The 12,290-nt window shown below is 62.7% G+C and carries 11 protein-coding genes; 1 reads left to right on the top strand and 10 read right to left on the bottom strand.

Annotated elements, in window-relative coordinates; translation table 11 throughout:
* Positions 1–7: 7 nt before the first annotated feature.
* The 7 genes from AC1RU4_RS23570 to AC1RU4_RS23600 all read right to left on the bottom strand — a co-directional run bounded on the left by AC1RU4_RS23570 (position 8) and on the right by AC1RU4_RS23600 (position 8,137).
* The gene (locus AC1RU4_RS23570) at positions 8–1,183 is read right to left on the bottom strand and encodes an arginase family protein (protein WP_492893818.1); all 1,176 of its coding nucleotides are present in this window, start codon (positions 1,181–1,183) and stop codon (positions 8–10) included.
* Positions 1,180–2,331, bottom strand: coding sequence for a M24 family metallopeptidase (locus AC1RU4_RS23575; RefSeq protein ID WP_492893820.1), 1,152 nt, complete (start codon positions 2,329–2,331; stop codon positions 1,180–1,182). The genes AC1RU4_RS23570 and AC1RU4_RS23575 overlap by 4 nt, the downstream gene beginning before the upstream one ends.
* Positions 2,331–3,137: an ABC transporter permease gene (locus tag AC1RU4_RS23580; protein WP_492893822.1), complete on the bottom strand. Its 807-nt coding sequence runs from the start codon at positions 3,135–3,137 to the stop codon at positions 2,331–2,333. Before AC1RU4_RS23580 ends, AC1RU4_RS23575 begins: the two co-directional genes overlap by 1 nt.
* Positions 3,137–3,967, bottom strand: coding sequence for an ABC transporter permease (locus AC1RU4_RS23585; RefSeq protein ID WP_492893824.1), 831 nt, complete (start codon positions 3,965–3,967; stop codon positions 3,137–3,139). The genes AC1RU4_RS23580 and AC1RU4_RS23585 overlap by 1 nt, the downstream gene beginning before the upstream one ends.
* A gap of 8 nt (positions 3,968–3,975) precedes the next feature.
* Positions 3,976–4,977 (bottom strand): ABC transporter substrate-binding protein, encoded by a 1,002-nt coding sequence (locus AC1RU4_RS23590; RefSeq protein WP_492893826.1) that lies wholly within the window; start codon positions 4,975–4,977, stop codon positions 3,976–3,978.
* Between the two features lie 72 nt (positions 4,978–5,049).
* Positions 5,050–5,994: an ABC transporter ATP-binding protein gene (locus tag AC1RU4_RS23595; RefSeq protein ID WP_492893828.1), complete on the bottom strand. Its 945-nt coding sequence runs from the start codon at positions 5,992–5,994 to the stop codon at positions 5,050–5,052.
* A 490-nt stretch (positions 5,995–6,484) separates the two neighbouring features.
* Entirely contained in the window at positions 6,485–8,137 is a 1,653-nt protein-coding gene (locus tag AC1RU4_RS23600) for a M24 family metallopeptidase (RefSeq protein WP_492893830.1), read from the bottom strand.
* Between the two features lie 274 nt (positions 8,138–8,411).
* Between AC1RU4_RS23600 and AC1RU4_RS23605 the strand changes: the two genes are divergently transcribed.
* On the top strand, positions 8,412–9,287 hold the full coding sequence (locus AC1RU4_RS23605) for a LysR substrate-binding domain-containing protein (protein ID WP_492893832.1): 876 nt from the start codon (positions 8,412–8,414) through the stop codon (positions 9,285–9,287).
* A gap of 47 nt (positions 9,288–9,334) precedes the next feature.
* On the opposite strand, the gene AC1RU4_RS23610 is transcribed toward AC1RU4_RS23605, so the two are convergent.
* The 3 genes from AC1RU4_RS23610 to AC1RU4_RS23620 are packed head-to-tail and all read right to left on the bottom strand — an operon-like array spanning position 9,335 to position 12,202.
* Positions 9,335–10,138, bottom strand: a complete 804-nt coding sequence (locus tag AC1RU4_RS23610) for an ABC transporter permease (RefSeq protein ID WP_492893834.1) — start codon at positions 10,136–10,138, stop codon at positions 9,335–9,337.
* Positions 10,139–10,140: 2 nt separating this feature from the next.
* Positions 10,141–11,073, bottom strand: a complete 933-nt coding sequence (locus AC1RU4_RS23615; RefSeq protein ID WP_492893836.1) for an ABC transporter permease — start codon at positions 11,071–11,073, stop codon at positions 10,141–10,143.
* Positions 11,051–12,202 carry an ABC transporter ATP-binding protein gene (locus AC1RU4_RS23620; RefSeq protein WP_492893838.1) on the bottom strand — a complete coding sequence of 384 codons (1,152 nt, stop codon included), beginning with the start codon at positions 12,200–12,202 and terminating at the stop codon, positions 11,051–11,053. The genes AC1RU4_RS23615 and AC1RU4_RS23620 overlap by 23 nt, the downstream gene beginning before the upstream one ends.
* Positions 12,203–12,290: the final 88 nt, after the last annotated feature.

Raw genomic sequence — 12,290 nt, forward strand, 5'->3', positions numbered from 1 at the left:
CGGCCGGTCATGCCGACTTTTCCGGAGCAACACGCCCGGGAACCAGGGCGCCGCCGTCTTCAAGACGCCGGTGCAACGGTTGGAGAGCCGCTTCCGCCCGGTCTGAGTCATCCGGCATGTAGGCAAGCGGGTCGTTCAGCGACATCGGCAGTCCGGCAAGACCCTCGGCGACTGCGTGGACGCAGAACGCTGCGTGGGCGGGGTTGTAGCCGCCCTCCTGGACGGCAAGGATGCGTCCGTGGCAGACCTCTTGCGCGAGGCTCAGCGCGCTCGCCGCCAGGCGATGGAAGCCGGCCGCCGTGACGAGCATTCGTCCGCCGGGATCGAACTGTCCGGCGTCCACGCCCGAGGCAATGACAATCAGATCCGGTGCGAACTGCCGTATCGCAGGTACGACGATGTCGTCGAAGGCACGCCGATAGGTCTCGTCGCCCGAGCCCATCGGCAGCGGCAGGTTCAGGTTGAAGCCGTGCCCCGCGCCGGTTCCCCGCTCTTCGATTGCACCCGTCTCGGGATGGCTGGGTCCCCAGGCGCCATGGTCCATGTGCAGCGACACGGTGAGCACATCGTTGCGATCGTAGAAGCCGGCTTGCGTGCCGTTTCCGTGGTGGGCGTCCCAGTCTATGACCGCAACGCGGCGCATGCCGGCCGCGTGGGCGTTCTCGGCGACGACGGCGACGTGATTGATGAGGCAGTAGCCGTCTGCGGTTTCCCGGCCGGCATGGTGCCCCGGGGGGCGCACCAGGGCAAAGCCCGGTCGGCTGGAGCCGCCGAGGATGGCATCCAGCGCCGCGAGCGCAGCCCCCGCGGCTCCCAGGGCCGCATCATAGGAGGTCGGGGTCAGCGGCGTGGTGGCGGTCAGGCGCTCCAACCGCATCGCCGCGTCGCGCAGGCGATCCAGGTAGCGCACCGGGTGGAACAGAGCGACCCGCTCCTGCGCCGCGGCAGAGGCATCGTGCCACGCCAGGTATGGCGCGACGGGACCCCTCTCTAGCAGCGCGCGCATGTTTCTCAGGCGCAGGATGCTTTCCGGATGAGGGGTTTGCTCCGCGAGAAGAGGGCTCGCGGGAGCTTCGAAAACACCCGAACCGGTGTCGTGCAGGAGCGCTGCCTCGCTCCAGAAAACGTCGAGGCGCGGCTCGTGGCACGCAGCTGCGCCGTCCTGTCCGGCCGCGGGTTTCATTCGATCACCGTCAGCCCAGTCGGCAGGCTCGACAGCCGTTCGGCGCCGCCCTCGGTGCAGAGCACCGTGTCGCCGAGCTTCAGCCCCCATCCTTCCGTGTCGAACACAAGATTGGGTTCCATGGTGAAGCTCATGTTCGGTGCGAAAAGATGCGGGTCGCCGGCGTCCAGGATCATCGCCTCGAGCCAGGTCGGCGGATAGGCGATGCCGAGGCTGTAGCCGATGCGGTGTGCCCGGCGCTGAACGAGGTCGTAAGGTGCCAATGCCGCGTTGCAGGCGGCATCCGGCGCGCCCACTGGTGCTCCGGGCCGCACGGCCTCCACCGCGGCCGTGAAGGCTTGCGACAACGCATCCGCGGTCGCGAGCACCCGCGATGGCGGCTCGCCCAGCACAGCGGTGCGCATGGTGACCGCGTGGTAGCGATTGTAGCAGCCGGCAACCTCCAGCATCACGAGATCGCCTTGGGCAAGCGGCACGCGATTGGCCATGGCGTGGACCATGCTGGTCCGCCGTCCGTAGACCACCAGCGGCGGAATCGCCGGATACTCGCTTCCCATCCGGCCGAGCTCCAGCTGGATGAGGCCGGTGAGCTCCGTTTCCGTCAGCCCCGGCCGCAGAGCGCCCAGCGCGACCCGCATGGCCCGGTCCGCCATCTGGGCGGCCTTCCGCTGGCAATCCACCTCCTCGGGAGTCTTGATCAGCCGCTCCTCCGCCACCAGCGTCGACGCATCGATAAAGCGGCCATTCGGGAGAGCTTCCCGCAAGGCCAAATACTGTGCCGGACTCATCCAGGTGGACTGTGTCTCCAGCCCTATCCGCGCACCGGACAGGCCCGCGCCGTTCAGCACATCCGCGACGGCTGCGGCGGGCTCCTCCTTTGAAATGTCGTAGTACCGAGTGGTCGGGGCAGCCGACAGTTCCTCGACCGCGGTCATCTCGATGTGACGGATGACGAAGACCGGCTCCGGCAGGCGCGGCGACAGGATCAAGGCGTGGAACCAGAGATAGCCGATCGCGTCATAGCCGCAGAGATAATTGACGTTGTCCGGCGCCGTGGTGACGAGCGCGTCGAGCCCCGCCTCTTCCATGCGCGCCAGCACGGCTTCGACACGACGGCGATAGGTGGAGCGCGGGAAGGCGGTCTGCATCACGATTCTCCATGAGGACGGGCTCGCACCCGCAGCGCACGCACACGGGCACAGAGGACGAGGATGGTGGTGAAGGCGATCATCAGCACGCTGAGCGCCGCGATCGCCGGGTCGACGTTGAAGCGGAGCCCTTCCCAGACACGCTTGGGCAGCGTGGCGATGTCCGCTCCGGAAATGAGCAGCGTCACCACGGTTTCCTCCCAGGAGACGGCGAATGCCGTCCCGAAGGCGACGGCGATCGGCAGGCGCAGATTGGGCGCCGCGACAGTCAGGCCGATCCGCCAGACGCCGGCCCCGAGGCTCTGTGCCGCGCGGGCGAGCGCCGGATCAAGCCGCGCCGTCCCGACGCCTACGGCAATGACCGCGTAAGGCGCCGCCAGCACCGTGTGCGCGAGAATGAGGCCGGCGTAGCTGGCCACCAGTCCAAGCCGTGCCTCCGCGACGTAGAGCACGACTCCCGAGACGATCTGGGGGGCCACCAAGGGCAGTGCGGTCAATCCCAGCAGCACGGCTTTGAACGGCGTGCGCCTGAGCCAGAGCCCGATCATGAGCGCCGCGGCAAGCGCCGTGGCCAGCGATGCCGACGCGAACGCCACGATCAAGCTCGTGCCGATCGCATCGAGCCATGGGCCGCCGCCTAGGACGTCCCGGTAGTGGCGCAGCGACCAGCTGCCCTGCGGGAAGGAAAGGTATCGCTCCGGAGTGAAGGAGACCGGGAAAACCACGAGGATAGGCGCGACCAAGAAGGCGAGCACGACCATTGCGGCGGCCACGGTGGGCCAGCGAGGCGACAGGCCGGAGCGCATCAGCGTCTCCCCGCCAGCCGCTGTCCGAACGCCAGCCCGCCGAATAGGAGGCCCACCGCCAGCATCAGCAGGATGGTGGCGGCCGTCCCCTTCGACCAGTCCGCGAGCTGGAAGATCTGGATATAGATGAACTCGGCGATCAACATCACGCGCCCGCCACCGAGGATTGCCGGCGTCACGAAGAAACCCAGCGAGAAGACGAAGACGATGACGGCCGCGGCGGTGATTCCGGGAAATGCCAGAGGCATGAGGACGCTCCAGAATCTCCGGCCCTGACCCGCGCCCAGACTCTGCGCCGCCTGCATTAGACGCGGATCGACCGCCCGCATGGCCGCAAGAATTGGAAACACCGCATAGGGGATCATGTAGTGGACCATGCCGATCACCACTGCGAACTCGTTACGGACGAGCACGAGCGGCGCTTCGGCGAGACCGAGAGCAACGATGAGGTCGTTCACCGGACCGTCCCGACCGAGCAGCACGAGCCAGGCGAAGGCGCGGACCAGCACCGAGATCCAGAACGGCACGAGCACCGTGATCTCGACGACGAGCCGGGTCCGAGGCGTCGCGAAGGCCCAGATATAGGCCAGGAGTGCGCCCACGGCGACGCTGATCAGTGTCGTCAGCGCCGCCACGCGGATGGTGCGGCCGAGCACCAGCCCAAAGACCGGGTCGCCGAAGAGGTCCCGATACGCATCGAACGAGAGCCCTCCTGGACCCCGCAGACTCCATGCCGCGAGGCCGAGAAACGGCACCAGGTAGGCGAACGTTGCGAGAGCCGGAAGCGGCAGCAGAAGCCCCGACACGGCCAGATGACCCCGGTGCACCATTGGCTTCTTCACCCGAACAGCGCCAGCCAGCGTTTGAGCGCCCCGTCGTAATTATCGGCGTACCAGGCGTTGTTCTTGACGACCTGGCGGGTCAGGTTGGCCGGGTCGGAAGGGTTCTGGCCGCGCAGCGCCGCGGGTATCAGAGCATTCGCCGCCGGATTCGTTGGACCGTAATTATAGAGCTCCATGATCCGCGCCTGCACGGCCGGATCCTGCGTCACCACGAGCGCGCGCCGCGCCGCGTCGAGGCCCGCGGGGTTGCCGCGTGGCACAGCCCAGGTTCCGTAGTCGAGAATGCCTTGGTCGAACGTCCAGTCTATGGCGCCGCCTGTATCGGCCTTGAGAAGGATCGCGCGGGAGTGCCACACATGCCCGATCGTCACCTCGCCATCGCGCAGGAGCTGCTGGCTCTCCGCTCCCGAGCCCCAATTGGCCAGGATGTGCGGCTTCAGCTCCTCGAACTTGCGCAGCGCCCGATCGACGTCGAGGGGATAGAGCTGGTCGGGCGGCACTCCGTCGGCCAGCAGCGCGCATTCGAGGTTGGCGCTCATCCACTTGTAGAAGGAACGCTTGCCCGGATATTTCTTCACGTTCCAGACATCGGCCCAGCTGCGCGGCGGATCATTGCCGAAGCGCTTGGCGTCATAAGCGATGACGTAGCTGAAGGTAGAATACGGCACCGCGTGAGCGTCGGTCATTCCGGACGTCGCGGCCGCCGGGGGGACGACGTCGCCAATCTTCTCCAGGAGGCCCTGGCGCCCCAGCCTGATGGCGGAATAGGCCTCCACATCGGCCAGATCCCATAGCGGCGCGCCGCTCTCCACTTGCGTCTTGATGGTTCCTTCGAGCGGCCCGCTGCCGTCGATCCGCAGCGACAGCCCGGTGGCCGCCTTCATGGGCTCCGCATAGGCGGCCTCATAGGCCTTGATCGCGTCGCCGCCCCAATTGGCCATGACCAGGTCGCTCGGCTTTGCCCCAGCCGGTCGACCAAGCCCGGCGGCAAGCCCCAAAGCGCCAAATCCGACGAGCGCGTCCCGCCGCGTCAGCCCTGTCTTCGTCCTCATGCCTCGATCCCCTCTCGCCTAGGCCTGGACATCGTCGGAGACGACCCAGGCTTCTTGATCCTGCCAGCCGATGTGCAGGCGCTCGCCCGGCAGGGGAGAGAGCGCCGCCTTTTCCGCCTCGGACAGCCTGGCGATCCAGCCACGCCCCGCATCGTCGCGCAGGGTGGCGCGCCAGCAGTCTCCCGCGAACACGAGGTCCTCGAGCGCGGCATGCCAACGGTCCTTGCCGGTCCGGCCGATCCGAAGATCTTCGGGCCGCAGCAACAGCAGACCGTCTGCGCCGTGCGACCCGAGCGCCGCCGCCGGCAGGAGGTTCGCCTCGCCGACGAACTCGGCGACGAAACGCGAAACCGGCCGGCGGTACAGCTGCTGCGGCGTGCCGGTCTGGATCAACCGCCCGGCGCGGAACACCGCAATGCGATCGGAGAGGGTCATGGCCTCCTCCTGATCGTGGGTGACGAGAATGAAGGTCCGGCCGGCATTACGATGGAGTGCCCGCAGCTCGGCCTGCAGCCGTCTGCGGAGATCACGGTCCAGCGCCGAAAGCGGCTCATCGAGCAGCAGGATCGGCGGCTCGAAGACGAGGGCCCGAGCCATCGCCACCCGCTGCTGCTGGCCGCCTGAAAGTTCCGCCGGGCGTCGCTCCGCCAGGGCACCCAGGCCCAGCCGCTCGAGCATCCGCGTGGCCTGCGCCCGGCGCTCGCGACGGGGCACGCCGCGAACCCAGAGCGGATAGGCCACATTGTCGAGCGCGCTCAGATGCGGGAACAGCGCATAACCTTGAAACACCACGCCGAAACCGCGCGCCTCCGCGGGCTTGGCGGTGATGTCACGGGCTTCATGAAGGATCGCGCCGCGCGAGGGCGACACAAAGCCGGCAATGACGTTCAGCGTCGTTGTCTTCCCCGATCCCGATGGCCCGAGAAACGAGAGGAACTCGCCGCGGTCCGCGTCCAGGCTCACGCCGGCAAGGGCCTGTGCAGCTCCGTAGTGCACTTCGACGTCCCGAAGCGACAGGATTGCAGGGCAGTTTGACGGCTCTGGCATACCGACCGACCAATCTGAGAAACGAGATTATCTGTGTGCAATTCTCCTTGAATAACAACCGAGAATGTCACCATATAAGATGAGAATTATTTCACTTGCCCGACTTAGGTACCGGCACGACCGCGGGTTGAATTCAGCTTGAAGGTTCGGCCTCACATTGGAGACTTTCACTCATCGCCCCGCCTCCAGTCGCGGGGCGTGGTCGACGATCGGACTACCCAGCGTTCGGAGTCCCGGGTCCTGGAAAAGCCGTCGATCATCGGCCCAAAACCGAAGGAGAAGAGACCCCAGATCGCTTCTGGACGTTATCTGCATGCGCAGCCCGACGCAGTCGTCACTAGAACAACTGCGTCGGCCATGTCGATTAGCCCGAGGACATAGCCCGCAGGCGCAGGGCGAATGAATGTCAGGACTTATTCGGCTCCCACCAGTCCGGCACCGGATTATCAATCAGTTGGATTTCGCGAGGACGACTGGATAGGGACGTGATGCCCTCATTGGTGAAGACGATAGAATCGATAAAGCCGGCACCTCCGACGAAGCTCTCGAAATTGGTGACCAGGCCGGCGATGATCTTCTTGTCTTCCGCAGGGCCAACGTTCCAGTTGAATTCGCCCACCCAATCAGGCGTGAACGCAATCCCAAGCTGATATCCGCCGAGCCAATCCCGGAGTTTCCATATATTTGCATCCTCATAGTGCTTCCGGAGCACCTTGCTTATATCTGACGCCCTCAAGCCATCACGCGATTCATCCTTGTGATCCTTGAAGGGTCGGTGTCCCTTGACGAGATTATTCAGAACGTCAAACGCCTCAGCTGCGATTTTACTCGCCGCCTTGAGTTCGTCAGGCACACTCTTCCCTAGATAAAACTGCCGGGCCGTATTGACGTGATAGCGGTGTTTGACCGCACACGGATCAAGGAGGAGCGGCCCTTCCCCAATCGGGCGGGTGCTCGACAGAGCATGGCAATAACTCCGCGTCCGCGACACCGTATTGTGCAGCGCGGCTGTTTCACCCCCCGCCTGAGCCATAGCCCACTCTATCTCCGCCCACACCTGGATTTCCGTCATCCCTCCATGAAGACGCATCGTTCTTTGACGATCTTCCGAACCAGGTTTTACGTTTGCGGGAGAGATATTCAGATTTCCACTTTGCAAGCGCAAAAACGCATCATCGAGAATTCGTCCGGCCTCCTTCATGATTTTTATTTCGGGCCCGGTCTTGATGGATTGTAACTCGCGCAGCATGCGCGAAGCATCGCTTACGGATTTGACGCTCTTGTCTTCGACAGTCAACGCCTTCGATAGATGAGCCGTCGTTGCTGCGTTCTGCCGAGGCGACCACGCCTCGATCCCGATTTTTGCTCTTTTTCCTTCGTCCGCCACTTCGGGCAGCCAGCCCTGCTTCTTGAGTTCACTCAGCAGGAACCCATGTACGCCGTTGAGTGATGCGTCGGCGTTGTCCGGATCTTCCGGATCGTCGAAGTGACAAAATCCCTTGGCGATCGATGTGAACTGTATAAGGTCTTTGTGGTCTGAGGAGTCGAAGACAATAAAACCGTCTGATATCGCTATGTCTACGGATTCTAGTATCGGTTCTATATCTTTAAACGCTTGAAGCTCTTTAAGATTCTCCAGTTTTTTTAAATTATCTTCACTTAATCGATCAATATTTTTGCCATTTCCGTCTATCTTGTTCCCATATATTGTGTAATGTTGACTCCTTAGATCTCCTGCATGGGGATTGCGTACGGAAATTCTGATTTCAGAATCATTCTCCACATGGACTGCCGTAAAATTACACGGCGGCCATTCCGTGGTTGAGCCGGCGCGGTACCATCGCGCCTGATAGCCATGCAGCCAACACTGCGACTCAGGCGAGGACAACAGCATCACGTCGATCTCGTTGCCCTTCATCGCCTCACGAAGCTTCTTCAGCCGCGCTTTGTATTCATCCTCCGTAAAGGCAATTTGACGAGGAACGAAGTCATCGTCTTTTTGCATCTGATTCTTGAGTATCTCAAGCTGAGCTTCAGTTATCGGATTGTTTTCGGGCATCGCGATACTCACCTTTCCATTTATCGGAGGTCACCGATCGATTTGATGGCTTTCGGCTGAAATTGACGCTTGACCAGCCCCCATAACCTGCGCTGCGCTCCCACTCGCTATGAACCGCAACTTTCGCGCAGCTGGTCGAAAAAGATCTGAGTGTATTGGAATTTTGGATGCAATGGATCATTTTGTGACTTAAGTAGAGAATAGTTCAACGTAGGAGCGTCCATCCGTGAAGCGTCCAACAAGTCTGCGAGCGCCCCGCGGAAGTGCCAGGAGGTTGCCGAATCTCGGCGCCCTGGCCGCGTTCGAAGCTGCCGCAAGACTTGGTGGGCTGGCCCGCGCCGCCGATGAACTGGCGGTGACGACCAGCGCCGTGTCCCATCAGGTCCGGGCGCTCGAAGAGCAACTAGGAATGACGCTCTTCGACCGGGCGAGCCGGCCGCTTCAGCTGACCGAGGCCGGACGCCTTCTTTTGCCGGCGTTGAAGCAGGCCTTCGACGGCATTGCCGACCGGCTGACCGTACTTGGCGCCGGCCCCATGCGGGGAGAGCTGCGCATCGCATGCGCACCGCTGCTGCTTTCCAAGCGGGTGCTGCCGCTCCTCGCGGAATATCTCGATCAGAATCGCGAACTGAGCTTGTCCATCGTCACCCAGATGCCGCCCCCGGAGGGGACCGACATCGTCATCTCCTTTGGAGAGGTCGACATTCCCGGCGAGCGCAAGCCGCTCATGACGGATGCGTCGCTGTGCTTCTTCGCGGTATGCAGCCCGCGACGTCTCAACCTCTCCCCGGCGATCCGGGTGCCGAACGACATGCTCAAGCACCCGTTGATCCACTACGACGACGGGTCGGACTGGCGCAGGCTGATTACAGCGGCCGGCCTCACGAGTGATGCGGAACCGGCGTTCCTGAGGGTTCCTCACCCGCTCATTGCGTTCGAGCTGGCGGCATTGGGCTGCGGGTTCGCCATCGCGGATGCGATGACGGCTGCCGATGAGCTCGCGAGCGGCCAGCTCGTGCGCGTCTCCGACGTGGAAATGGATGCCCCTGCTCAATATCTGATGATCCTCCCTGTCGAAGAGTCGCGCCGCCGTCGGGTCCGCGATCTGGAGCGCTTTCTCTTCGAACGCCTGAGCTCCAGCGGAACCTGACCGGGACCCCGCGTGGCCACGCGGGGGTCGAGTGCCGCGACGGCCGATCAGGCGGCCGCCTGCTCATGCCGCCGACGTTGCAACTTGGTCCGGAGTGACACCACAATGACGGCGACGGTCACCACGATGACGATAAGCGTCGACAAGGCGTTGATTTCCGGTCGAATACCCCGCTTGACCTCGGAATAGATGCGCAAGGGCAACGTCGTGGTGCCAGGGCCGGTCGTGAAGGAGGATAGGACCAGAGAGTCGAGAGAGATCGAAAAGGCGAGAATGAAGCCGGAAACGACCGCGGGCATGATGACCGGCAAGGTCGCCAGAAAGAACGCCTGCAGCGGTGCGGCGCCGAGGTCGCGGGCCGCTTCCTCGATCGTCAGATCGAATTGCGAGAGCCGGGCAGAGACGACGACGCACACGAAGCACATCGACATCGTGGCGTGGGCGATGATCACCGTGAGAAAGCCCCGGTCGATGCCGAGCGCCACGAACAGCAGCAGGAGCGACAGCCCGCTGATCACCTCCGGCAAGACCATGGGCGCGACGGCGAGCCCGGCGAACAGGCTGCGTCCGGGAAATCGCCGCAGGCGGCTGAGGGCGCAGGCCGCCATGACGCCGAGCAGGGTGGCGATGATGGAGGAGGCGAGCGCGATCTTGAGCGTCACCCACCCTGCGGTCCAGTAGGCCGTATTGTGGTACAGGGAAATATACCACCGGAACGAGAAGCCGGTCCACAGGGTGATGAACTCGGAATCGTTGAACGAGTAGAAGATCACCACGCAGATCGGGATATAGAGGAAGGCAACTCCCGCGGCCAGCGAGGCATAGCCGAACCAAGAAAGCGTGCGGTTCATGTCTACCGCTCCTCTCGACGCTGGCGATTGAACTGATAGAGAATGATCGGGACCACCAGCAGCGCCAGCAGCAGCACGGATATGGCAGAGGCCAGCGGCCAGTCGCTGTTGATAAAGAATTCGTCCCAGAGAACCCGGCCGATCATCGGCACTCCCATGTTTCCAAGCAGGCTGGGAATGACGAATTCCCCGGTCATCGGGATGAAGACGAGGAAGCAGCCTCCTAGGACGCCCGGCAGGGACAAAGGCAGGGTTACGCGGAAGAAAGCGCCGATGCGGCTGCAACCGAGATCCCGTGCCGCCTCGTAGATACTGGTGTCCAGTTTCTCGAGCGTCGCGTAGATCGGAAATATCATCAGCGGCAAATAAGCATAGACCATGCCGATGTAGACGGCGAGGTTGGTGTTGAGAAGCGGAATGGGCGCGCTGATCACACCCAGCGATATCAGAAGGTGATTGATGACGCCTTCCTTCGACAGAAGGACGATCCACGCGTAGATACGGATGAGGAACGAGGTCCAGAACGGCAGGTTGATCGCCATGATGAGCGCCGGCTTCCAGGCCTGCGGAGCGGAGGCGATCGCATAGGCAATGGGGTAGCCGAGCAGCAAGCACAGGATCGTCGCGACGAAGGCGATTCCGATGCTGTTCAAATAGGCGACGACATAGATGTCATCGGCGAACACCGTCTGGAAATTGGTGAAATGGAACTGGCTGATGAGCTTTATCAACCCGTCCCACCCCTCCGCGGGATTGAACACCGGCAGATAGGGGGGCATCGCGAGCGTGCTCTGGGACAGGGCGATTTTCGCGACGAAGGCGAACGGCACGCCGAAAAACGCCAGCAGCCAGATGAAGGGCGGTAGTATCAGCAACCATTTCCGAACAGCGAGCATTTGATCTTCCCCACGCTCAACGGTCGAGCAGCAGCCCATCGTCGGGATACCAGGACACCCAGACGTTATCGTCATAGGAAAAACGGGAGTTCAGCGATCTCTGATTGTTCGTCATCTGAACCATCAGCGGCTTCTTCAGTCCGACATCGACATAATAGGTGGAGATGTTGCCGAGATAGGCGATGTCGACGATCTTGCCGGCGATGGTATTCGAGCCGTCGTCGGGCGCGCGAAGGGTCACGTCCATTTTTTCCGGACGGATGTTGAGGTAGCGCGCCGTTCCCTCCTGAGCCGGTTTCGGCGCCGCGACGGAAAATCTCGCATTCACGCCAACCGGAACGAAATGACGCCCTCCGTCCGCATCCACCTGCAGGGTGCCTTCGAAAAGGTTGGTCTCGCCGACGAACTCGGCCACGTGCCGGCTCGCCGGGCTTTCGTAAAGCTGAAGCGGCGGCGCCACCTGCACGAGCTCGCCGTGATCCATGACGGCGATTCTGCTCGCGACCGTCATGGCTTCTTCCTGGTCATGGGTGACGATCACGAAGGTCGCCCCGAGCCGATACTGGATGTCCATCAGTTCGAGCTGGGTTTCCCGCCGCAGCTTCTTGTCCAGCGCCGCCATCGGTTCATCGAGCAGCAGGATTTTCGGTCGACGCGCCAGCGCGCGGGCGAGCGCGACGCGCTGGCGCTGTCCGCCCGAGATCTGGTGCGGCTTGCGCCGTCGCAACGGCTCGAGCTGCACCAGATTGAGCATTTCGGAAACGGTCTCTTCGAGCTGCGGCTTGGGCATTCCCATCCGGCGCAGGCCGAAGGCGATGTTGTCCTCGACCGTCAGGTGGGAGAACAGGGCGTAGGACTGGAACATCATGTTGACCGGCCGCTTGTGCGGTTCGATCGGCACGATGTTCTGATCCTCCAGGAGGATTTCTCCGGATGTCGGGGTTTCAAACCCGGCCAGCATCCGCATGATCGTGGTCTTGCCACAGCCCGAAGGGCCGAGCAGGGCGAAGAATTCGCGCTCGTAGATCTTGAGCGAAAAATCCGCTATGGCGGTGAAGCTGCCATAGGTTTTCGAAACCGATCTGAATTCCACGATCGGTCTCGCCTTCGGATCATCCCACGGCGCAAAGTCCGAAACGGAGCTTCCTGAAGAATTGGCATTGAACAAGCTGAAAACTCCGTTTCGGCGTCATTCACCTCTCCAGCAGGCCGCTGATCGGATAGGCGGATGTCAAACCAGGTTCATGACTTCGAGG

The organism is Ancylobacter sp. GW821-FHT10E12 (assembly GCF_058809335.1).